Here is a 20,700-nt window from a genome sequence, read left to right as displayed (position 1 = left end):
GCCGAAACCGGTCGCGATCTCGTCGAACACCAGCAGCACGTCGTGCGCGTCGCACGCCTCGCGCAGCACCCGCAGATACCCGGGGGAGTGTGTCCGCCGCGCCGGCCCGCACGGTCAGTCAGCTGGCCAGCCGGCCGGTCAACAGCAGCGGCTCTGCGGATGCTCCTCTCGGTGCGCACTGCGCAGCACCTGGTACTCGCGTGGAGTCGGGACCGCGGCGAGCGGGTGGTGGCGCCGGCGCCGCTCGCAGTAGCGGTCGTACTCCGCCTCGCCGGTCAGCTCGCGCAGGTACCAGCGCACGGCCCGCGCCCAGCCCGAGGCCACCCGCAGGAGCCGGCGCACCGCCCGGGACGGGCGCACGGCGAGGCTCACGATCCCACCGCCGCCGGCACGTCGATCCGGGACTCGACGAAGGGCGCCTCGGTCGTCGGCAGCGGGTCCCGCGACCGCACGGCCCGTACGCACACCACCGCGGCGTTCACGATCACCACGGCGACCAGCAGCAGGAACACGGAGATCAGCACGCCGTCCACCGTGGAGTTGGCGACCACCGTGTGCATGTCGGCCGTCGACTTCGCGGGGGCCAGCACCTGCCCGGCGTCGAGGGCGTCGGCGTACCGGGCGCGCTGGGCGAAGAAGCCGATCCTCGGGTCGTCGGAGAAGACCTTCTGCCAGCCGGCGGTGAAGGTGATCGCGACGACCCAGGCCAGCGGCACGCCCGTCACCCAGGCCCAGCGCAGTCGCCCGGACTTGATCAGCACCGTCGTGCACACGGTCAGGGCGATGGCGGCCAGCAGCTGGTTGGCGATGCCGAAGAGCGGGAAGAGCTGGTTGATCCCGCCGAGCGGGTCCGTGGCGCCGGTGTACAGGAAGTAGCCCCACGCGGCGACGACCAGAGCGCTGCAGAGCCAGATGCCGGGCTTCCAGTTCACCCGGCCGACCGGCTTCCACACGTTGCCGAGCATGTCCTGGAGCATGAAGCGGCCGACGCGGGTGCCCGCGTCCACCGTGGTCAGGATGAACAGCGCCTCGAACATGATGGCGAAGTGGTACCAGAACGCCTTCATCGCGGCGCCGCCGAAGACGCCGGAGAAGATCTCCGACATGCCGACGGCCAGTGTGGGGGCGCCGCCGGAGCGGGCGATCAGCGTCTGCTCCTCGACGGCCTTGGCGGCGGAGGCGAGCTGGTCGGGGCTGATGGTGAAGCCGAGGCCCGCGACCGCGTGGGACGCCGACTCGGCCGTCGCGCCCAGCAGTCCGGCCGGCGCGTTCATCGCGTAGTACAGACCCGGCTCCAGGGTGGCGGCGGCGATCAGCGCCATGATCGCGACGAACGACTCCATCAGCATCGCGCCGTAGCCGATGAGCCGGACCTGGGACTCCTTCTGGATCAGCTTGGGCGTCGTCCCGGACGAGACGAGCGCGTGGAAGCCCGACAGCGCACCGCAGGCGATCGTGATGAAGAGGAACGGGAACAGCGCGCCCGCGAAGACGGGGCCCGTGCCCGAGGAGGCGAAGTCGCTGACCGCGTCCGTCCTGAGCACGGGCGCGGCCACGACCACCCCGACCGCCAGCAGCGCGATCGTGCCGATCTTCATGAAGGTGGAGAGGTAGTCGCGCGGGGCGAGCAGCATCCACACCGGCAGGACGGAGGCGACGAAGCCGTAGCCGATGAGGCAGAACACGAGGGTCGTCGGACTGAGCGTGAAGGCGTCGGCCAGCGAGGAGTTCTGCACCCAGCTGCCGCCGACGATCGCGAGCAGCAGCAGCGCCACGCCGATGAGGCTGGTCTCCACGACCCGGCCCGGACGGAAGCGGTGCAGCCAGAAGCCCATGAACAGGGCGATGGGCACGGTCATCGCGACGGAGAAGGTCCCCCAGGGCGAGTGGGCGAGCGCGTTGACCACGACCAGCGCGAGCACGCCCAGCAGAATGATCATGATGGCGAAGACGGCCAGGAGGGCCGCCGCTCCGCCCGCGCGGCCGATCTCGTCGCGGGCCATCTGCCCGAGCGAGGTGCCGTCCCGGCGCATGGAGAGGAACAGCACGACCATGTCCTGCACCGCGCCCGCGAAGATCACTCCGGCGACGATCCACAGGGTGCCGGGCAGATAGCCCATCTGGGCCGCGAGCACGGGCCCGACCAGGGGGCCCGCGCCGGCGATCGCGGCGAAGTGGTGGCCGAGCAGGACCCGGCGGTCGGTGGGCTGGAAGTCGACCCCGTCCTCTAGGCGCTCGGCGGGGGTGGCCCGGCGGTCGTCCGGCCGCAGCACCCGGCGGGCGATGAAGCGGGAGTAGAAGCGGTAGGCGATGGCGTACGAGCCGAGGGCCGCGACCACCAGCCAGACGGCCGAGACGCGCTCCCCCCGGGCGAGGGCGACGACGCCCCAGGCGACGGCGCCGAGCAGTGCGACGGCCGCCCACAGCAGGACGGATCTCAGTGACATACGCGACTTTTCCGGCCCCGGCAGACCGGTTTCGGGCAGGGTGGACACAGACATGGCGGCTCCTCGCCTGGGCGGTGCGGCGCGCCTCGTGACACGGGGCGCCAGGAGATCAGCGACGGGCGGCTCCCCCGCTCGCTGTCGGTCTGTGCAAGAGTTGCCCGCCCGCCGGAACCGGTTGACAGCGAAATCCCCGTTTGTTCTCTGCCGCTTCCGGTCAACCGAACCGGCCGTCCGCGCAACTGAACCGGTGAGAGCAGGCACACCAAGGACGGTGACCCATGGCCGACGGCGCCATGACCACGACGTTCCTCGCCGTGATCGGCGGGGCGTCGCTGCTCGCCGCGACCGCGCGCAGGCTGCGCCCCAGCGACCGGCTGCCCTCCCTGGAGGGCTGGGCGCTCGCCGACCGCTCGCTCGGCCCCGTCTGGACCTGGCTGCTGCTCGGCGGCACGATCTTCACCGCCTACACCTTCACCGCCGTCCCCGGACTGGCGTACGGCAACGGGGCGTCCGCGTTCTTCGCCGTGCCGTACACCGTGATCGTCTGCCCGCTCGCCTTCGTCCTGCTGAGCCGGCTGTGGAGCGTGGCCCGCAGCAAGGGCTACGTCACGGCCGCCGACTTCGTGCGCGGGCGCTACGGGTCCTCGCCGCTGGCCCTCGTGGTGGCGCTGACCGGGATCCTCGCGACGATGCCCTACCTGGCGCTGCAACTGCTCGGGATACGAGCGGTGCTGACGGCCGGGGGCGTGTATCCGCGCGGCGCGGCCGGGGACCTGGTGATGGTGGCGCTGTTCGCGGGGCTCGCGGTGGCCACCTACCGGCACGGGCTGCGGGCGCCCGCGGTCATCTCCGCGCTGAAGGCGGTCGCGGTGTTCGTGTCGCTGACCGCCGTGTGCTGGCTGGTGCTGCAGCGGCTCGGCGGACCGGGCGCCGTCTTCGAGGGCGCCGCCCGGCGCGCGGGCGCGCCCGACGTGGCGCACTCCTCGCTGGTTTTGACCGACGGACAGCAGCCCGCGTACGCGACGCTCGCGCTCGGTTCCGCGCTGGCCCTGCTGATGTACCCGCACGTGCTCACCGCCGGGTTCGCCGCCGACGGCCCGCGCACCCTGCGCAAGGTCGCCGCGGCGCTGCCGGTCTGGACGGGACTGCTGGCCCTCTTCGGCCTGCTCGGCGTCGCGGCCGCGGCGGCGGGGGTGCGGGCGCCGGAAGGGGGCGCCGAGGCCGCCGTGCCGATGCTCGTCGACCGGCTGATGCCGGCCGCGCTGGCCGGTCTGGTGTTCGCCGCGATCACCGTGGGGGCGCTGGTCCCGGCCGCCGTCATGTCGATCGCGGCCGCCACGAGCTTCGTCCGCAACGTGTACGTCGAGTACGTCCATCCCACGGCCACGCCCAAGCGGCAGGTGCGGATCGCCAAGGCCGTCTCGCTGACCGCGAAGGCGGGCGCGGTGGCCTTCGTGTTCGGGCTGCGCGACCAGGACGCCGTCAATCTGCAGCTGCTGGGCGGGGTGTGGATGCTGCAGGTCTTCCCCGCCGTCGCCGTCGGGCTGTTCACCGGCCGGCTGCACCCGCGGGCGCTGCTCGCCGGCTGGGCGGCCGGCATGGCGGCCGGCACCTGCCTCGTGGTGCGCGAGGGCTTCTCCGCCACCGTCAGCCTGGGCTTCGGACCGATGGAGGTCTACGCCGGCCTGGCGGCCCTGCTGCTCAACCTGGGCGTGGCGACCGCCGGGACCGCGCTCCTCGAACGCCTCCGCGTCCCCCGCGGCGCCGACACCACCGACCTGCCCTCCCGCCTGATCCTCAGGCGGCGTCCCGAGACGGGAGCGAACCACCCGTGAGACGCAGACACCCGATCCCCGTGCAGGAGCCGCCCACGGAACCGCTGGCCCCCGTGCCGGGCGATCCCGCCGACCTGGAACGCGAGGCCGCTCTCGCCCGGCTCTTCGAGCTGCACTACTCCTCGATGCTGCGCCTGGCCGTGCTGCTCGGCGCCGACGACCCGGAGAACGTGGTCGCCGAGGCCTACTACCAGATCTACCGGAAGTGGCGGCGGCTGCGGGAGGTCGAGGCGGCCGAGGCCTACCTGCGCTCCACCGTCTGCAATCTGACCCGGATGCGGATACGACACCTGCAGGTCGCCCGTCGGCATGTGGAGAGCCCACCGGAGCTGCCGGAGGAGACCGTCGTCTCCGCGGAGAGCGCCGCTCTGCTGCGCGACGACCAGCGCGTGCTGATCGACGCCCTCCAGCAGCTGCCGTCCCGGCAGCGCGAGGCGCTCGTGCTGCGGCACTGGCTCGGGCTCAAGGAGAGCGAGATCGCCGCAGCGATGGGCATCTCCTGCGGGTCCGTCAAGACCCACACCTCACGCGGCCTCGCCGCGCTCACCCAGGCGATGGAGGCCCGGCGATGAACGACACGGACCGCACCGAGCGGGAGCTGCGGGAGGCGCTGGAGGCGCTGGCCGACGGCGTGCGGCCGGCTCCGGACGCCTATCGCACCGCCCGCGGCGACTGGCTGCGGCGCGAACGCCGACGGCGGCTCGTGCTCGCCGTGCTGATCGCCGTCGTCTTCGCCCTGGCCACGCTGATCGGCCTGTGGGTCCTGAACCGGGCGCCGTCCGACCGGGGCGTCGTCTTCTCGTCGACGGCGGCCCCGGCGCACCCGACGTCACTCACCCGGCCGCACCCCTGATTGCCTCCCCGGTTCGCCGGGAAACCGCAAGGCGTGCACCCCCGCATCGAGGACTACGCCCTCATCGGCGACGAGCAGACCGCCGCGCTGGTCGGCATGGACGGTTCCGTCGACTGGCTGTGCCTGCCCCGCTTCGACTCCGGAGCGTGCTTCGCCCGCCTCCTCGGCGGCGAGGAGAACGGCCACTGGCGCATCGCCCCGCAGGGCGTGACGGGCGCCTGCACCCGGCGCGGCTACCGACCCGACACGCTCGTCCTGGACACCGAGTGGGAGACCGACGACGGCGCGATCCGCGTCACCGACCTGATGCCGCAGCGCGATCAGGCCCCCGACGTGGTGCGAATCGTCGAGGGGCTGCGCGGCCGGGTCACCGTCCACAGCACGCTGCGGCTGCGCTTCGACTACGGCTGGGTCGTGCCGTGGATGCGCCGCGCCGACGGGCACCATGTGGCGGTCGCCGGACCCGACGCGGTGTGGTTCCGCAGCGAACCGGGCGTGCACACCTGGGGCGAGGACTTCACCACGCACTCCGAGTTCACCCTCGCCGAGGGCGAGTCGGTCGCCTTCGTGCTCACCTGGCACCCCTCGCACGAGTCCCGACCGCAGCTCGTCGACCCCTACGAGGCGCTCGCCGCCAGCGTCGACGACTGGCGGCGATGGGCCGCCCGCTGCCGCTACACCGGCCCGCACCGGGACGCCGTCGTCCGCTCCCTGATCACGCTCAAGGCCCTCACCTTCCAGCCGACCGGCGGCATCGTGGCTGCGCTCACCACCTCCCTGCCCGAGGAACCGGGCGGCGTGCGCAACTGGGACTACCGCTTCTGCTGGCTGCGCGACTCGACCCTCACCCTCGGCGCGCTCCTCGCGGCCGGGTACGAGGAGGAGGCCGAGGCGTGGCGCAACTGGCTGCTGCGCGCCGTCGCGGGCGATCCGGCGGACCTGCAGATCATGTACGGGCTGTCCGGCGAGCGGCGGCTGCCCGAGTGCGAGCTGCCCTGGCTCTGCGGCTACGAGGGCTCCACGCCCGTGCGCATCGGCAACGGCGCCGTGCAGCAGCTCCAGCTGGACGTCTACGGCGAGGTGATGGACTCCCTGTCACTGGCCCGGACCTCCGGCATGTCGCCCCGGCCGCACATGTGGTCCCTGCAGTGCGCGCTGATGAACTGGCTGAGCGACAACTGGCGGCAGCCCGACGAGGGGCTGTGGGAGGTGCGCGGCGGCCGACGGCAGTTCGTGCACTCCAAGGTCATGGTGTGGGTCGCCGCCGACCGGGCCGTCCGCGCGCTGGAGGCGTACCCGAAGCTCAGCGGCGACCTCGCCGGCTGGCGGGCCCTGCGCGAGGAGGTGCACCGCGAGGTGTGCGAGAAGGGCTACGACCCTCGGCGCAACACGTTCACCCAGTACTACGGCTCGGCCGACCTGGACGCCGCCCTGCTGCTGATCCCGCGCGTGGGCTTCCTGCCGCCGGACGACCCGCGGGTGGTGGGGACCGTCGACGCGATCCGCGCGGAGCTCGGGCACGACGGCCTGCTGCGCCGCTACAGCACCGAGCGCACGACCGTCGACGGGCTGCCGGGCGACGAGGGCGCCTTCCTGGCCTGCTCGTTCTGGCTCGCCGACGCCCTGCACCTGACGGGCCGCACGGGGCAGGCGCGGGAACTGTTCGAACGGCTCGTGGGCCTGGCCAACGACGTGGGGCTGCTGGCGGAGGAGTACGACCCGGTGGCCGGACGGCACCTCGGCAACTTCCCGCAGGCGTTCAGTCACATCGGCCTGGTCAACACCGCCCTCGCCCTGTTCGACGGCGAGGAGGCAGGATAGGAGCCATGGATCTTGGACTGAAGGACCGAGTGTACGTCGTCACCGGAGCCACCCGCGGACTCGGCAACGCCGCCGCGCGCGAGCTCGTCGCGGACGGGGCGAAGGTCGTCCTCACCGGACGGGACGAGAAGCGCGTCGCCGACGCGGCGGCCGAACTGGGGCCGAACGCCCTCGGCGTCGCCGTGGACAACGCCGACCCCGGCGCGGCGGCCCGCCTGATCGCGGCGGCGCGGGACGCCTTCGGCGGGTTCGACGGGGTGCTGGTGAGCGTGGGCGGCCCGCCGCCCGGGTTCGTCGCCGACAACACGGACGAGCAGTGGCAGAGCGCATTCGAGTCGGTGTTCCTCGGGGCGGTCCGGCTGGCCCGGGCGGCCGCCGCCGAGCTGGAGGCGGGCGGGGTGGTCGGGTTCGTGCTGTCGGGCTCGGTGCACGAGCCGATTCCCGGGCTGACCATCTCCAACGGCCTGCGGCCCGGCCTCGCCGGGTTCGCCAAGTCGCTCGCCGACGAGCTGGGGCCGCGCGGGATCAGGGTGGTGGGCCTGCTGCCGGCGCGCATCGACACCGACCGGGTGCGGGAACTGGACGGGCTGTCGGCCGACCCCGAGGCGACGCGGGCCGCGAACGAGTCCCGGATTCCGCTGCGGCGCTACGGCCTGCCGGAGGAGTTCGGGCGGACGGCCGCGTTCCTGCTGTCACCGGCCGCCTCCTACCTGACCGGGATCATGGTGCCCGTCGACGGCGGCATGCGCCACGGATTCTGACCGCCGCACACCGCCGCGCCGCCGCACACCGCCGCGCCGCCGCACCGGGGTGGGCGATGGTCGCGGCGTCCGGTCAGGTGACTCTCTCCGACTTGTGCGTGGCTGCCGTCAGGCGGACCTCGGCCGGCAGCGCCCGCAGCGCCGCCGAGTCCCGCGCATGCGCCAGCGCCCGGGCGCTGAGGTCGTCCAGGACGGTCACCGGCTCCGCGTGCGGCTCCAGCAGCAGACCCACCCGGGCCTCGGGGGCCTCGCTCCGCCCGGTCAGCCGGACGTGCGCCCGGCCGACGCCGTCCAGCCGGGACGCCTCGGCCGACAGCACCCCCTCCAGGGCGTGACCCCGCAGCAGCGCTCCCGCGCCGTCCCCGGTGTCGACGAGGACCTCGGCGAGCCGGCGACGGTGCAGGACCGCGCTCAGCCACCACAGCGCGAGCAGGACGAGAAGGGCCAGGACGGCGATGACCGTCGGCCACCACCACGCCTCGCCGCGCCAGCGGGTGCGTTCGGCGACGCTGAGCAGCGCGTCGTGCGGGCCGTCGTGCAGCCACCAGGACGGCGGGGGCGCGCCGAGCCCCACCGCCAGCACCGCGCCGCCGACGGCGAGGAGCACCAATCCGACGAGGGCGAGGAGCACACGGTTGACGGTACCGGCCATCGCCCTCACCCCTTCTTCCCGGCCCGGCGCACATGGACCGAGAGCCCAAGAGGCCGGACCAGCCCGAGGCCGTGGACCGCTTCGGTGAGGACGGAGTCCAGGTCGGCTCGGACGTCGTCCAGATCGCGGAAGTGGGAGACGACGGACACCTCGGCCCTGCGGCGGCCCGCGCGGGCCCGCGCCGACCGCACGCCGGCGACCTCCATGGCACGGTCGCGCAGCACCAGGGCGGCGGCGGCCCGGTGAAGACCGGCGCGTACGTCGGGGCGGGGGCGGCGCATCGGCAGCATCTGCCGGATCCCCGGCGTGACGGCCAGGACGATCAGCCACAGGCCGAGCGCGGCCGCGACCCCGGCGCCGACGAGCACCCACGGGTCGTCGAGGGGGCGCTCGGCGAGCTGGTGGGCGAGTCCGCGCCGCCAGGCCATGGCGGGCCGGTGGGCGCGGACGGCGACCACGTCGTAGAGGAACACGCCCGCGACCGCCGCCAGCAGGACCGCGACGACGGCGGCCGGGACGCGGCGCGCCGACCAGAACCGGCGGTCGGCGGGGCGCCCGCCGTCGGGGCCGCCCCCCTGGCCGGGTGGGGCGGCGTCCTCGGCGTCCTTCTCCAGGACGGGCGCCCCGCCCTGCTGCAAGCCTCCGGGCTCGCTCATCGCGTCCTCCCGTGTGCCGCGCCGGGGTCGGGCGCCAGGTGGAGCCGTTCGACCTGGACGGCGACCTCGGGAACCGTCATTCCCGCCAATGCGCCTACCCGCTCGGTGACATGCCGACGCACGGCGCGGCAGCGGGCGCCGAGGTCGCTCGGGTAGTCGAGTTCGAGGTGCACGTGGACGTGCGCGGCGTCGACGGGGCCTCCCCCGCCGGAGCCGGAGTGCGTGTGCGGGCGCACGACGACGGTGGCGTGCGGGCGGCCGGCGTCGGGCGGCAGCGGGCCCACCGCCTCGCGCGCGGCCTGCGCGGCGATCTTCGCCACGACCCGGTCGGCGATGCGGGTCGCGCCGCGTCCGCCCGGGGGGACGGCGGCGGCGCGGCGGGCGCCGAACGCGTCGCCGGCGTCGCTTCCCCCGGTCACCGGGCTCACCGGCGCCGGTCGTCGCGGGTGCGGAAGAAGTCGCCGAGTTCCAGGTCCCCCTCCAGGAACCGGCCGACGACGAACCCGACGGCGCCCAGCGCCGCCACCAGCAGAAAGGCCCCGAACCCGCCGAAGTACCCGGCGAAGCCCAGCGCCATGCCGGCGATCATGCCGACCACGGCCATGCTCAAGGTGCTCTCCCCTCAGCGGTCCGGTCACCCGGTCCGTCTGCGTCTCACTGGATCCGGGGCTCCGGCTCCTCGTCCTCTTCCTCGGGCAGTTTGACGTCGCTCACGGCGATGTTGACCTCGACGACCTCCAGGCCCGTCATCCGCTCCACCGCCGCGATCACGTTCTCCCGCACGGCCTGGGCGACGTCGGCGATGGCCACGCCGTAGTCGACGACGATCTCGAGGTCGAGCGCCGTCTGCACCTCGCCGACCTCGGCCTTGACGCCCCGGGAGACCGACTTGGAGCCGCCGGGCACCCGGTCGCGCACGGCGCCGAAGGTACGGCTGATGCCGCTGCCCATGGTGTGGACGCCGAGGACGTCCCGGGCCGCGAGGCCGGCGATCTTCTCCACGACTCCGTCGGCGATGGTGGTCCGCCCGCGGGTCGCCGGGGCCCCGCCGCCGCGCCGGGCCGCCTTGCGGGTCTGCAGCGGCTCGGTCCCGCCGTCGGGGGTCTGCGTACGGATCTGCTCCGTTGACTCGCTCATCGCCGTACGTCCTTACGTCCGGTTCGTTTCGTCGGTCCCTTTCGACCACGGTAAGCGCGGTTGCCCGACCTCGCCCCGGGGATGCGGCAGGCTGGAGCAATGACGGCGGACGGATGGACGGGCGCGGTGCGGCGCCGGCTGGGCCTCGGCAGGCTGCTTCCCCTCGGCGGACCGCGGGACGGCGCGTGGCTCACCGAGGCGGCCGCGGAGGCGGTGCTGCGCCGGGCGGCGCGGGACGTCGCGGGGGTGCGGCTGGGAGTGCTGCGGCTGGGGCTCGCCGATCCGGACGGGCCGTTCGACTCCGCCGTGCCGGGTCCGCCGAGCGCGCTGCCGCCGGCGCCCCTGCGGATGACCGCGGAGTGCGCGGCGTCGGCGTCCGAGCCGCTGCCGACGACGACGGCACGGTTGCGGAGCGCCCTGACCGCGGCCGCAGCGCAGCAGCTCGGTCTGATGGTCTCGGAGGTCGACCTGCGGGTGACGGAGCTGCTCGACGCGGAACAGGAGGTGGACGTGGAGGGGGACGGGGAAGCGGACGGGGAGGCGAGCGGGGAGGAGCCCGGCCGGCGGCCCCGGCCGGACGCAACGGCGGCGCCCGCGGCGGAGCCGGGCGGAGCCGTTCCGGCGGGCGGCGAGGCGCTCGCGGCCGCGGCGGCCCTCGCCGTGCCGGGAGTGACCGGCACGAGCGGCGTCCTCGGGCGGCCGGTGCGGCTCGAGGAGCGCCACGACACGACGGCGGCCCTGCCGCGCCGCCACGTCCAGCTGGAGATCACGACGGCCGCGGCCCACCGCACGCTGGACGTGGCGCTCGCGGTGCGCGCCGCGGTGTCGGCGGCCCTGCCGGACCGTCCCACGGTCAGCGTGCTGGTGACGGCGGTCGACTGAGGGCGGCGGCCGGCGCCGTCCGCCCCTGCGGCCGCCGCCCGGACGGGTCCTACGGCTCGCGAGGAGCGCCGGGGCGTGCGGTTCGCGAGGAGCGTCGGACGGCGGCCGCAGCCGGTGGGGTCACTCCCCGAGGCCGGCCATGTCGCGCAGCCGGCGTGCCTGGGCTGCGCGTTCGGCGGCGCGCTGGTCGTCGTACGTGCGGTCGCACGCGCCGCGCAGCAGCGCCTTGGTCTCGATGACGGCCTCGCGGGGCGCGGAGAGGATCGCCGTGGCCAGTTCACGGACCGTGGCGTCCAGGTCCCGCACGGGCACGGCGATGTTGGCGAGCCCGGTGCTCACCGCCTCCTCGGCGTGCACGAAGCGGCCGGTCAGGCAGATCTCGACCGCGCGGCCGTAGCCGACGAGGGAGACGAGGGGGTGCGTGCCCGTCAGGTCCGGCACCAGGCCGAGACTGGTCTCACGCATGGCGAACTGCACATCGTCGGCGACGACGCGCAGGTCACAGGCGAGGGCCAGCTGGAAGCCCGCTCCGATGGCGTGGCCCTGGACGGCGGCGATGGACACGACGTCGTTGCGCCGCCACCAGGTGAAGCCCTCCTGGAACCCGGCGATGGCGGCGTCGAGTTCGGCGTCGCCACTGCGCGCGAGATCCATGAAGGACAGCTCGCCCTCGATCCCCTCGGGCGTGAACATCTGCCGGTCGAGCCCGGCGGAGAAGGACTGGCCCTCGCCGCGCAGCACGACCACGCGGACGGAGCCCGGCAGCAGTCGCCCGGCCTCCGTGAGCGCTCGCCACATGGCGGGGCTCTGCGCGTTGCGCTTGGCCGGGTTGTCCAGCGTCACCGTGGCGAGCGAGTCGTCGACGGTGAGCCGTACGCCGTCCTTGTCGAGCAGGGGAACGAGTTCCTGGTCGGGCGTGGCCATGGGGCGCCTCCGGTGGGTGCGGTCAGCTAGCGGTCAGCTAAGTGACTGCACAGTAACCACCCGGCCGGTCTCAGGTTCTCCCGGGCCCCTCACAGGACCCGGAAGGACGCCGGCCGGGTGACCACCGTCGAAGCCGATGTGCCGCCCCCGGTCAGGACGAGGCGGCCTTCTTGCCTCGAGTCGCCCCGCCACGCCCACGGAGCGTGACGCCCGACTCACTGAGCATCCGGTGCACGAAGCCATACGAGCGGCCGGTCTCCTCGGCCAGCGCCCGGATGCTCGCACCGGAGTCGTACTTTCTCTTCAGGTCTGCCGCGAGCTTGTCGCGCGCGGCGCCGGTCACCCGGCTGCCCTTCTTCAGAGTCTCGGCCACCCGTGCCTCCTCATGGGAAGTGCGCTCTGGTCTCCTCATGATCACCCCTCAGCGGCCCGATGGCCACCCATTCGGCAAGGTCCGTGCGACAGGGTTTTGACGACGGGAGCGCGTGCCCACAAGCGGAACCCGTGATTCCAGCCGACGGCGTTCGTACGGCCGAACGGGTTGCTCCGCGAAAGAGCAGGTCAGAGACGCGCGACGGCCGACCCCTCGTCGATGAAGGGATCGGCCGTGAAATGGATGTAGGACACACCTCGATACGAGGAGATCTCACACAGATGATGGATCACCGGTAGGCCGAATGATCCAGACGGATGATCCACCGGGCGGGATCACCCCTCGGGCCGGTCTTCCCGCCGTCGATCGCGGGCCGGTGGTCGTCAGTCGGCCGTCGCTCGGCCGTCGCTCGGCCGTCAGGCCAGGGCGACCAGGTCCGCGTAGTCGGCGCCCCACAGGTCCTCGACGCCGTCGGGCAGCAGGATGATCCGCTCGGGCTGCAGCGCCTCCACCGCGCCCTCGTCGTGGGTGACGAGGACGACCGCGCCCTTGTAGGTGCGCAGCGCCCCGAGGATCTCCTCGCGGCTGGCCGGGTCGAGGTTGTTGGTGGGCTCGTCGAGCAGCAGCACGTTGGCGGAGGAGACCACCAGGGTCGCGAGGGCCAGCCGGGTCTTCTCACCGCCGGAGAGCACGCCGGCGGGCTTGTCGACGTCGTCGCCGGAGAACAGGAACGAGCCGAGCGTCTTGCGGACGTCGACCAGGTCCAGGTCGGGGGCGGCGGACCGCATGTTCTCCAGGACCGTGCGCTCCGGGTCGAGCGTCTCGTGCTCCTGCGCGTAGTAGCCGAGCTTGAGGCCGTGACCGGCGACCACCTGGCCCGTGTCGGGCTTCTCCGCGCCGCCGAGCAGCCGCAGCAGGGTCGTCTTGCCGGCGCCGTTCAGACCGAGGATGACGACGCGCGAGCCCTTGTCGATGGCCAGGTCGACGTCGGTGAAGATCTCCAGCGAGCCATAGGACTTCGACAGGCCCTCGGCCATCAGGGGCGTCTTGCCGCAGGGCGCCGGCTCGGGGAAGCGGAGCTTGGCGACCTTGTCGGAGGCGCGCACCGCCTCCAGGCCGGAGAGCAGTTTGTCGGCGCGGCGCGCCATGTTCTGCGCGGCGACCGTCTTGGTGGCCTTGGCGCGCATCTTGTCGGCCTGCGAGTGCAGCGCGGCGGCCTTCTTCTCGGCGTTCTGCCGCTCCCGCTTGCGGCGCTTCTCGTCGGACTCGCGCTGCTGCTGGTAGAGCCGCCAGCCCATGTTGTAGACGTCGATCTGGGAGCGGTTGGCGTCCAGGTAGAACACCTTGTTGACGACCGTCTCGACCAGGTCGACGTCGTGACTGATGACGATGAAGCCGCCGCGGTAGGTCTTGAGGTAGTCGCGCAGCCAGACGATCGAGTCGGCGTCGAGGTGGTTGGTCGGCTCGTCGAGCAGCAGCGTGTCCGCGTCGGAGAACAGGATGCGCGCCAGCTCCACGCGACGGCGCTGACCGCCGGAGAGCGTGTGCAGAGGCTGGCCGAGCACCCGGTCGGGCAGGTTCAGCGCGGCGGCGATGGTGGCGGCCTCGGCCTCGGCGGCGTAACCGCCCTTGGTGAGGAACTCCGTCTCCTGACGCTCGTACTGACGCATCGCCTTGTCGCGGGTGGCGCCCGAGCCGTTGGCGATCCGCTGCTCGTTCTCGCGCATCTTGCGGATCAGGACGTCGAGCCCGCGCGCGGAGAGGATGCGGTCGCGGGCGAGGACGTCGAGGTCGCCGGTGCGGGGGTCCTGCGGGAGGTAGCCGACTTCTCCGGAGCGGGTGACGGTGCCGCCCGCCGGGATGCCCTCACCGGCCAGGACCTTGGTCAGCGTCGTCTTGCCGGCGCCGTTGCGCCCGACCAGACCGATGCGGTCGCCCTTGGCCACGCGGAAGGAGGCGTTCTCGATGAGGATGCGGGCGCCGGCGCGCAGCTCGATGCCGGAGGCGGAGATCACGGACAGACTCCAGTGCGGGGTCGTTGGCGGGATGGGCGGCTGAGGACGTTCCCGCCGTCTAATGCGCGAGGAGAATGGCCATGGGGCCAGTCTAACGGGACCGTGCAAGCACTTTTTCTGCGTTCAGGTGTTCGATCTTCGCGGGAGGCGCGCCGCGGGGCGTTGTCGGTGGCGGCTGCCAGACTGGGCGGCGGGGACGAATCCGGCACCGGGCACAAGGGAGTGATCGGCATGGCAGGCACGAACGGGGGGCGCCCGAGCGTCTTCCCGACGCTGTTGTACGCCGACGCGAAGGCGGCGATCCGGCAGCTCACGGAGGCCCTGGGCTTCACCGAGCTGTCCGTGTACGAGGGCGAGGACGGCACGGTCCTGCACGCCGAGCTGGTGCAGGGGAACGGCGCGGTGATGCTCGGCTCGAAGGGCCGCGGCGGCATCTTCGACGCGGCGATGGAAAAAGCGGGCCCGGCCGGCGTCTACGTCGTGGTGGACGACGTGGACGCACACCATCGGCGGGCCGCGGAGCACGGCGCGGAGATCCTGATGCCCCCGACCGACCAGGACTACGGGTCGCGCGACTACATGGCCCGCGACCTCGAGGGCAACGTCTGGAGCTTCGGCACGTACGCGCCCGAGACACAGGGCTGAGCGCCGACGGGCCGCCGCGCGGGCGGCCCGCGCCGCCGCGGCCGCCCGCCCAGCGGTCAGCTGCCGCCGGTGTGCACCTGGAAGGCGGCCCGGCGGACGGCCTTGGCCAGCGCCGGATCGGGGTGCGCGGCGGCCAGCGCCACCAGCACCTGCACGGTGCGCGGGTGCCCGACGGCGCGTACCTCGGTCAGCAGCGCGGGCACGGTCGGCTGCAGCGCGGACTCCAGGTGGCGTACCAGCATGGGCGCCTCCCCGTGGTCGGCGACGGCCGCGGCGGTGTCGACCCACAGCCAGGTGGCCTCCTCCCGGGTGAGCACCTCGTGGGCGTCCTCCGGGTCGACGCCGTCGTGCTCGGCGAGCCACAGGAGGGCGTACGGCCGCAGGGCCGGCTCCTCGACGACCGCGCGGACGTCCGGCTCGGCGGGGGCGCCGACCACGCGCAGCGCCTCGAAGGCGAGGCCGCGCAGCAGGGCGTCGTCACCGCGGGCGGCCAGCAGCAGCTCGCTGACGGCGCTGCCGACGGTCCGGGCGGCCAGCCAGGCGCGGTACTCGGCGCGGGCCGCGTTCGGCCGGAGCTGGGCGCAGCCGCGGAGCATGCCCTCGGCCGACTGCTCGATGTTGCCGGCGGGGCTCTGCGCGGCGACGCAGATCTGTTCCAGCTTGACCCAGACCGCCCAGCTGCCCAGCGGCGTCAGGGTGGCCTGCCCGCCGCCGCAGGTGAGCGCTCCCACCGCCGCGAGGGCGTGCAGGGCCCAGTCGAGAAGGGGGGCGAGCTCGGCGTCCTGGGCGGGCTCCGCCGGGTCGACGTCGACGGGGACCGGGGCGACGAGCGGGGCCGCCGGTTCGGTCCCGGCGCCGTAGGGCACCTCGCAGCGCTCGGTGCGCAGTTCGGTGACGCGCTGGCGCAGCAGGTCCAGGAGCTGTTCCACGGGGACGGGCCCGGCGGACAGCTGGAGGAAGGAGAGCACCTGCGGCATGGCCGTGACGACCTCGGCGACGGCGGCGGGCTCCTGCTCCTCGGGTTCCGGCGAGGCGAGCGACCAGGCGTCGAACAGGGCGACCCAGCCGCGCAGGACGGCACTGTCGTCGCGGTCCCAGGCGCGCAGCCGCCAGCCGGGGCGGGCGCTGTCCCCGTGCACCTCGACGAGGCCCGCGAGGCGGGCGGTGTCCCAGTCGGCGCGGATCCGATCGGTCGTCAGACCCAGATCGGACGCCGCGCGTTCGGCGGTCGTCTCCGAGAGGGTGGCCTTGCCGTCGGCCGTCGCCGCGTCACGGCCCGGGCCGAGGGCGTTGTCGGCCCAACGGGCGACACGGGCCGCGGCGGCCAGTCCGGAGCGCGCCATTCTGGCCAGCTCCGCGGGCGCCGGGGTGCCCTCCGGCGGGCGGGGTGCGGGGCGGCGCGGGCGCCGCTCGTTCACAGCTGAGGGGGCGGCGGCCAGGGGTCGCGGGCGGACGAGTCGAAGCCTGGAGTCGCGCGGGATACGGGACGTCACGGGTGCAGTCTTCCGGTTGACGGTCCGAAAACCCAAACGGAATGGCTCGGCGGGCCCGAGGACCGCCCTGCGCACGGGGTGCCGTGGAGGCCCACGGGACGCCTTCAGGCCAGTGGTACCGGGTTGAACGGAACGGGCGCACCCGCTCCGGCCGGACCACGCCGACGCACCGCGTGGGCGGCGTTCCGCCACGGCCCCGCCACAGACCGGACGGATCCGAACGCGCGGCGGGGGCACGGCCCCAAGCCCCCACCGGGAGCCCGGGGCGGACACGCCGAGGCGATGCCCGAAGCGCACACCGAAAGCCCGGTCCCGTCAAACGCCGGGCGGAAACGGAGGCGCGGGCCGGGGGCGAAGGGCAAGGGCGCGAACCCCGGCGACGCCGGGTGCAGACGAGGACGGGCCGCGGCCCTGAGCGGAGGGCGAGGGCGCGAACTCGGGCGACGCCGGGCGCAGACGAGAGCGGGCAAGGGCACGGCCCTGAGCGAAGGTCGGCGGAGCCGGGGGCGGGGGGCGGCGGAGCTCGGGGCGAGGGGCCGGCGGAGCTGGGGGCCAGGGGGTTACATCAGGGGGGTCAGGAAGCGGCGGAGGGCCTCCTCGTAGGCGCGGGGGTCGGGGTTCCACATGGCGCCGTGCGGGGCGTGCGGGACGGTGTGGAGGGCGACGAGGTCGGGGCGGCGGTCGGCGAGCCGGCGGCTGTCGGCCCAGGGGGCGACGGCGTCGTCAGGTCCGTGGAAGACCAGGGTCGGGACCCGCAGCCGCACCGGGCGGCCGTCCGCGCCGCCGGGGCCGCCCGCCATGCCGGTGCGACCCTCGGCGGCGCGGACGGCGAGCGGCAGGAGGGCGGCCGGCGTGTGCCGGGCGGCGGCGAGGGCGCGCACCGTGGCCCGCCAGTCGAGGACCGGGGAGTCCAGCACGAGTCCCGAGACCAGGTCGCGCAGGCCGGAGTCGGCGGCGGCGCGCAGGGCCATGGCGGCGCCCGTGGACCAGCCGAGCAGGACGACGCTCCGGGCGCCGTAGCGCACGGCGTACCGCATCGCCGCGTCCAGGTCGCGCCACTCGGTCGCGCCGAGGTGGTTGAGGCCGTCCGGGGAACGGGGCGCGCCGAGGTCGCCGCGGTAGGCGAGGGCGAGCACGGGGAGGCGGGCGCCGTGCAGGAAGCCGATGAGGTTGAGCGCGTGTTCCCGGGTGGTCCCCAGGCCGTGCACGGCGATCACCCAGGTGCTCCGTGCGCCGGGCACGAACCAGGCGGGCAGGTTGCCCAGTTCACCGGGCACGTCGACGTCGGCGTGGTCGAGGCCGAGGGCGGTGCCGGGGTCGCCGACGTGCAGGTTCGGGGTGAGCCAGACCGCGTCGCCGGCGTCCAGGGAGCCGTGGGCGACGCGTTCCAGCCGGCGCACGACGGTGTCGGCGGAGTGCGCCGCGTCCGGCAGGACCGGGCCGACGACGGCGTGGGAGCCGTTGCCGGAGAGGCCGTAGGCGCCGGGGCGCAGGGCCGCGAGGTCGCGCGTGAGGGTGACCTGTCCGGCGGCCGTGCCGTGCACGGTGAGCCGGGGTTCGGTGGGCAGGGGCCGGCCGGGCGGCGCCTTCAACGCGGCGTCGCTGGCGAACCGGCCGGCGGCGACACCGGCGGCCCCGGCGGCCAGGGCTGCGGTGACGGCGGCGGCCGTCGCGGTGACAGTGCGCACGAGCCCAGTGTCCCGGCCAAGGCGCGGACCGGCCAGCGGTGCGGTCGGCCGGGGTGACGCAGGCGGGAACGCGCGGCCCGTCAGCCCGGCTGTCCGTAACCCCGCAGACGCTCCCCCACCTGGGCGACCTGCTCCTCCGTCAGGAGGGCGGGCGTGCGGCCGGGCGCCGAGGAGGCGGTCAGCCACAGGCGGCACATCCACTCCAGTTGGGCCGTGCGGTCGTACGCCTGGTCGAGGCCGGCGCCGTGGGTCAGGGCGCCGTGGTTGCGCAACAGGCAGCCGGACCGCCCCTCCAGGGCCCGGAGCGTGTGCGCGGCCAGCTCCTCGGTGCCGTACGCGGCGTAGGGGGCGACGCGGACGGGGCCGCCGAGCGCGGCGGCCATGTAGTGGACGAGGGGCAGCTCGTCGACGAGGGTGGAGACCGCCGTGGCGTGCACGGCGTGGGTGTGCACGATCGCCCCGGCGTCGGTGGCCCGGTAGACGGCCAGATGCATGGGCAGTTCGCTGGTGGGGACCAGGGCGCCGAGGACCTGCCGGCCGGCGAGGTCGACGCCGGTGACGTCGTCCGGGGCGAGCCGGTCGTAGGGCACGCCGGACGGGGTCACGAGGACGGTGTCGCCGACGCGCACCGAGACGTTGCCCGAGGTGCCGACGACCAGCCCGTCGGCGACCGTTCGGCGGGCCGCCGACACCAGCTCCGCCCAGGCCCGCGCCTCCTCGGGGGATGCCTGCCGCCCCCGCCGCCGGACGTCCGGTCGCTCGCCTCGATGCTCAGCCATGCCGCGATCCTGCCAGGCGCCGCCGGGGGCCGTCGGCGCCTCCCGCGCGGGCGATACCGCAACCGCGTCATCCGGACACCGTGACGCCCGCCTCAGTTCATCTTCCGTTCACCCAGGTTGCCTACGGTCAATCAGCCAATGACTTCGAACGATTGCCTGGGTAAATGGAAAACTTCTCGCTGATCCTCGCGATTGTGGTGGTTACCGCACTTGCGTTTGATTTCACGAACGGTTTTCACGACACCGCCAACGCGATGGCCACGACCATCTCGACCGGTGCACTCAAGCCCAAGGTCGCGGTGGCCATGTCCGCCGTGCTGAACCTTGTGGGAGCCTTCCTCTCGGTGGAGGTCGCCAACACGATCTCCAAAGGTCTCGTCGACGAGACCGGCATCCGTCCCGAGGTCATCTTCGCCGCCCTGGTCGGAGCGATCCTCTGGAATCTGCTGACCTGGCTGGTGGGTCTGCCCTCCAGCTCCTCGCACGCCCTCATGGGCGGCCTGATCGGCGCCACCATCGCCTCGGCCGGAGCGGGCGCGGTGCACGGCGACGTGCTGGTCACCAAGGTGCTGCTGCCGGCGGTCGCCGCCCCGATCGTCGCGGGCCTCGCGGCGATGCTCGCCACCCGCCTGTCCTACACGCTGGGCCGCAAGGCCGACGGCAAGGCCGCGGACAAGGGCTATCGCGCGGGCCAGATCGCCTCGGCCGGCCTGGTCTCCCTCGCCCACGGCACCAACGACGCCCAGAAGACGATGGGCATCATCACCCTGGCGCTGGTCGCCGGCGGCGCCGTGGCCCCCGACTCCGACCCGCCCACCTGGGTCATCCTCTCGGCCGGTCTGGCCATCGCGCTCGGCACCTACCTCGGCGGCTGGCGCATCATCCGCACGATGGGCAAGGGGCTGACCGACCTCCAGCCGCAGCAGGGTTTCGCGGCCCAGACCAGTGCCGCGACCGTCATCCTGGCCTCCTCGCACCTCGGGTTCTCCCTCTCCACCACGCATTCGGTCTCCGGTGCGGTGATGGGCGCGGGGCTGGGCCGCAAGGGCGGCGTGGTCCGGTGGTCGACGGCGACCCGCATGTTCGTCGCCTGGGGTCTGACCCTTCCGGCCGCGGCCCTGGTCGGCGCGCTCGCCGAGTCGGTCACCGGGCTCGGCGACTGGGGCACGGCCGTGGTCGCCGTCTTCCTGATCGCCTCCAGCGCGGCCATCTGGAAGATCTCCCGGCGCGAGGTCGTCGACGCGTCGAACGTCAACGAGTCCGAGGAGCCGGCCGGTGTGATCACCACGGCCATCGCCATGGTCGCGCCGCCGCCCACGGGCGCGCCGGCCGAGGACGTCACGACGGACCTGACGGCGACCATCCCGGCGCCGACCGCGCCGCCCGCCCCCGCCGCTCCCCCGGCCGCGGCCGTCTGAGCCCGCGCCACCGGAACGAAGGAAGAGAACCGGCATGAAGATCGACTGGGCAGCCCTGGGCTCCGTGTTCGGCGTCAGCCTCGTGGTCACCGTGGGCCTCGTCGCCCTGTTCACCCTCGGCGTCATGGGCCTGTCGCGCAGGGAACGCGCGACGGCCGAGGGCGGCTCGGCCGCCCTCGCGGTGACGGGCGCGTACGCCTGCTTCGCAGCCTGCGCGGCTGCGGTGGCCTACGGAATCTCGCTGATCGTCGTCTGACACGGCGTCTGATCGTCGTCTGACGCGTCGTGGACCGACCGAACGGGGTGCGGGACGGATCGCCG

At 74.0% G+C, this 20,700-nt stretch carries 22 protein-coding genes and 1 pseudogene; 9 read left to right on the top strand and 14 right to left on the bottom strand.

Annotated features, from left to right (window positions below; all coding sequences use genetic code 11):
- The 3 genes and pseudogenes from ABT300_RS29135 to ABT300_RS29125 all read right to left on the bottom strand — a co-directional run.
- Positions 1–96: pseudogene (locus ABT300_RS29135) on the bottom strand (aminotransferase class III-fold pyridoxal phosphate-dependent enzyme); the annotation flags it as partial.
- A 42-nt stretch (positions 97–138) separates the two neighbouring features.
- Positions 139–324 (bottom strand): YbdD/YjiX family protein, encoded by a 186-nt coding sequence (locus tag ABT300_RS29130; protein ID WP_351681728.1) that lies wholly within the window; start codon positions 322–324, stop codon positions 139–141.
- A gap of 44 nt (positions 325–368) precedes the next feature.
- Entirely contained in the window at positions 369–2,501 is a 2,133-nt protein-coding gene (locus ABT300_RS29125) for a carbon starvation CstA family protein (RefSeq protein ID WP_351681723.1), read from the bottom strand.
- A 224-nt stretch (positions 2,502–2,725) separates the two neighbouring features.
- Here ABT300_RS29125 and ABT300_RS29120 point away from each other — a divergent pair, with 224 nt between their 5' ends.
- From ABT300_RS29120 to ABT300_RS29100, 5 genes are read left to right on the top strand one after another with little or no spacing between them, the layout of a single operon-like run.
- Positions 2,726–4,282 carry a sodium:solute symporter family protein gene (locus ABT300_RS29120; RefSeq protein ID WP_351681720.1) on the top strand — a complete coding sequence of 519 codons (1,557 nt, stop codon included), beginning with the start codon at positions 2,726–2,728 and terminating at the stop codon, positions 4,280–4,282.
- A gap of 14 nt (positions 4,283–4,296) precedes the next feature.
- A complete protein-coding gene (locus tag ABT300_RS29115) occupies positions 4,297–4,854 on the top strand; it encodes an RNA polymerase sigma factor (protein WP_351681725.1) in 558 nt (185 codons plus the stop codon).
- Positions 4,851–5,135: a hypothetical protein gene (locus ABT300_RS29110; RefSeq protein WP_351681717.1), complete on the top strand. Its 285-nt coding sequence runs from the start codon at positions 4,851–4,853 to the stop codon at positions 5,133–5,135. The genes ABT300_RS29115 and ABT300_RS29110 overlap by 4 nt, the downstream gene beginning before the upstream one ends.
- 33 nt (positions 5,136–5,168) lie before the next feature.
- The gene (locus ABT300_RS29105) at positions 5,169–6,956 is read left to right on the top strand and encodes a glycoside hydrolase family 15 protein (protein WP_351681714.1); all 1,788 of its coding nucleotides are present in this window, start codon (positions 5,169–5,171) and stop codon (positions 6,954–6,956) included.
- Between the two features lie 5 nt (positions 6,957–6,961).
- Positions 6,962–7,717, top strand: coding sequence for an SDR family oxidoreductase (locus ABT300_RS29100; RefSeq protein ID WP_351681712.1), 756 nt, complete (start codon positions 6,962–6,964; stop codon positions 7,715–7,717).
- Positions 7,718–7,790: 73 nt separating this feature from the next.
- Here ABT300_RS29100 and amaP read toward each other — a convergent pair whose 3' ends face one another.
- The 5 genes from amaP to ABT300_RS29075 are packed head-to-tail and all read right to left on the bottom strand — an operon-like array spanning position 7,791 to position 10,162.
- Positions 7,791–8,369: an alkaline shock response membrane anchor protein AmaP gene (gene amaP / locus ABT300_RS29095; protein WP_351681709.1), complete on the bottom strand. Its 579-nt coding sequence runs from the start codon at positions 8,367–8,369 to the stop codon at positions 7,791–7,793.
- A gap of 5 nt (positions 8,370–8,374) precedes the next feature.
- Positions 8,375–9,025, bottom strand: a complete 651-nt coding sequence (locus ABT300_RS29090) for a DUF6286 domain-containing protein (RefSeq protein ID WP_351681706.1) — start codon at positions 9,023–9,025, stop codon at positions 8,375–8,377.
- On the bottom strand, positions 9,022–9,453 hold the full coding sequence (locus ABT300_RS29085) for an Asp23/Gls24 family envelope stress response protein (protein WP_502978014.1): 432 nt from the start codon (positions 9,451–9,453) through the stop codon (positions 9,022–9,024). Before ABT300_RS29085 ends, ABT300_RS29090 begins: the two co-directional genes overlap by 4 nt.
- Complete coding sequence (locus ABT300_RS29080; protein WP_062649848.1) at positions 9,450–9,635, bottom strand: hypothetical protein; 186 nt, start codon at positions 9,633–9,635, stop codon at positions 9,450–9,452. Before ABT300_RS29080 ends, ABT300_RS29085 begins: the two co-directional genes overlap by 4 nt.
- 44 nt (positions 9,636–9,679) lie before the next feature.
- Positions 9,680–10,162 carry an Asp23/Gls24 family envelope stress response protein gene (locus ABT300_RS29075; protein ID WP_351681699.1) on the bottom strand — a complete coding sequence of 161 codons (483 nt, stop codon included), beginning with the start codon at positions 10,160–10,162 and terminating at the stop codon, positions 9,680–9,682.
- Between the two features lie 99 nt (positions 10,163–10,261).
- On the opposite strand from ABT300_RS29075, the gene ABT300_RS29070 reads away from it, so the two are divergent.
- Entirely contained in the window at positions 10,262–11,044 is a 783-nt protein-coding gene (locus ABT300_RS29070; protein ID WP_351681696.1) for a nucleopolyhedrovirus P10 family protein, read from the top strand.
- Positions 11,045–11,164: 120 nt separating this feature from the next.
- On the opposite strand, the gene ABT300_RS29065 is transcribed toward ABT300_RS29070, so the two are convergent.
- From ABT300_RS29065 to ABT300_RS29055, 3 genes are all read right to left on the bottom strand, one after another.
- Positions 11,165–11,968 (bottom strand): enoyl-CoA hydratase/isomerase family protein, encoded by an 804-nt coding sequence (locus ABT300_RS29065; protein WP_351681694.1) that lies wholly within the window; start codon positions 11,966–11,968, stop codon positions 11,165–11,167.
- A gap of 151 nt (positions 11,969–12,119) precedes the next feature.
- Positions 12,120–12,341 (bottom strand): helix-turn-helix domain-containing protein, encoded by a 222-nt coding sequence (locus ABT300_RS29060; protein ID WP_319281646.1) that lies wholly within the window; start codon positions 12,339–12,341, stop codon positions 12,120–12,122.
- Positions 12,342–12,757: 416 nt separating this feature from the next.
- On the bottom strand, positions 12,758–14,356 hold the full coding sequence (locus tag ABT300_RS29055) for an ABC-F family ATP-binding cassette domain-containing protein (RefSeq protein ID WP_351681691.1): 1,599 nt from the start codon (positions 14,354–14,356) through the stop codon (positions 12,758–12,760).
- Between the two features lie 231 nt (positions 14,357–14,587).
- On the opposite strand from ABT300_RS29055, the gene ABT300_RS29050 reads away from it, so the two are divergent.
- The gene (locus tag ABT300_RS29050) at positions 14,588–15,001 is read left to right on the top strand and encodes a VOC family protein (RefSeq protein ID WP_351681689.1); all 414 of its coding nucleotides are present in this window, start codon (positions 14,588–14,590) and stop codon (positions 14,999–15,001) included.
- A 56-nt stretch (positions 15,002–15,057) separates the two neighbouring features.
- Here the strand turns inward: ABT300_RS29050 and ABT300_RS29045 are convergent, their stop codons facing one another.
- The 3 genes from ABT300_RS29045 to ABT300_RS29035 form a co-directional block, all read right to left on the bottom strand.
- A complete protein-coding gene (locus tag ABT300_RS29045; protein WP_351681686.1) occupies positions 15,058–16,494 on the bottom strand; it encodes a hypothetical protein in 1,437 nt (478 codons plus the stop codon).
- 560 nt (positions 16,495–17,054) lie between these two features.
- Complete coding sequence (locus tag ABT300_RS29040) at positions 17,055–18,182, bottom strand: alpha/beta hydrolase (protein ID WP_351681683.1); 1,128 nt, start codon at positions 18,180–18,182, stop codon at positions 17,055–17,057.
- Between the two features lie 80 nt (positions 18,183–18,262).
- A complete protein-coding gene (locus tag ABT300_RS29035; protein WP_351681680.1) occupies positions 18,263–18,961 on the bottom strand; it encodes a class II aldolase/adducin family protein in 699 nt (232 codons plus the stop codon).
- A 164-nt stretch (positions 18,962–19,125) separates the two neighbouring features.
- Between ABT300_RS29035 and ABT300_RS29030 the strand changes: the two genes are divergently transcribed.
- Both ABT300_RS29030 and ABT300_RS29025 read left to right on the top strand, forming a co-directional pair.
- Positions 19,126–20,379, top strand: coding sequence for an inorganic phosphate transporter (locus tag ABT300_RS29030; protein WP_351681677.1), 1,254 nt, complete (start codon positions 19,126–19,128; stop codon positions 20,377–20,379).
- Between the two features lie 34 nt (positions 20,380–20,413).
- Positions 20,414–20,635: a hypothetical protein gene (locus ABT300_RS29025; protein WP_057581292.1), complete on the top strand. Its 222-nt coding sequence runs from the start codon at positions 20,414–20,416 to the stop codon at positions 20,633–20,635.
- Positions 20,636–20,700: the final 65 nt, after the last annotated feature.

Source organism: Streptomyces sp. NPDC001027 (assembly GCF_040299045.1).
In the GTDB taxonomy this organism is placed as follows: Bacteria; Actinomycetota; Actinomycetes; order Streptomycetales; family Streptomycetaceae; genus Streptomyces.
The sequence above is the reverse complement of the archived record's forward strand: the minus strand, read 5'-3'. Positions and strand labels throughout refer to the sequence as shown.

What these genes read in the sequence shown, in the direction of transcription:
- ABT300_RS29125 (WP_351681723.1), bottom strand. Translation starts at nt 2,501, where the DNA reads ATGTCTGTGTCCACCCTGCCCGAAACCGGTCTGCCGGGGCCGGAAAAG.
- ABT300_RS29120 (WP_351681720.1), top strand. Translation starts at nt 2,726, where the DNA reads ATGGCCGACGGCGCCATGACCACGACGTTCCTCGCCGTGATCGGCGGG.
- ABT300_RS29110 (WP_351681717.1), top strand. Translation starts at nt 4,851, where the DNA reads ATGAACGACACGGACCGCACCGAGCGGGAGCTGCGGGAGGCGCTGGAG.
- ABT300_RS29100 (WP_351681712.1), top strand. Translation starts at nt 6,962, where the DNA reads ATGGATCTTGGACTGAAGGACCGAGTGTACGTCGTCACCGGAGCCACC.
- amaP (WP_351681709.1), bottom strand. Translation starts at nt 8,369, where the DNA reads ATGGCCGGTACCGTCAACCGTGTGCTCCTCGCCCTCGTCGGATTGGTG.
- ABT300_RS29090 (WP_351681706.1), bottom strand. Translation starts at nt 9,025, where the DNA reads ATGAGCGAGCCCGGAGGCTTGCAGCAGGGCGGGGCGCCCGTCCTGGAG.
- ABT300_RS29075 (WP_351681699.1), bottom strand. Translation starts at nt 10,162, where the DNA reads ATGAGCGAGTCAACGGAGCAGATCCGTACGCAGACCCCCGACGGCGGG.
- ABT300_RS29070 (WP_351681696.1), top strand. Translation starts at nt 10,262, where the DNA reads ATGACGGCGGACGGATGGACGGGCGCGGTGCGGCGCCGGCTGGGCCTC.
- ABT300_RS29065 (WP_351681694.1), bottom strand. Translation starts at nt 11,968, where the DNA reads ATGGCCACGCCCGACCAGGAACTCGTTCCCCTGCTCGACAAGGACGGC.
- ABT300_RS29050 (WP_351681689.1), top strand. Translation starts at nt 14,588, where the DNA reads ATGGCAGGCACGAACGGGGGGCGCCCGAGCGTCTTCCCGACGCTGTTG.
- ABT300_RS29035 (WP_351681680.1), bottom strand. Translation starts at nt 18,961, where the DNA reads ATGGCTGAGCATCGAGGCGAGCGACCGGACGTCCGGCGGCGGGGGCGG.
- ABT300_RS29030 (WP_351681677.1), top strand. Translation starts at nt 19,126, where the DNA reads ATGGAAAACTTCTCGCTGATCCTCGCGATTGTGGTGGTTACCGCACTT.
- ABT300_RS29025 (WP_057581292.1), top strand. Translation starts at nt 20,414, where the DNA reads ATGAAGATCGACTGGGCAGCCCTGGGCTCCGTGTTCGGCGTCAGCCTC.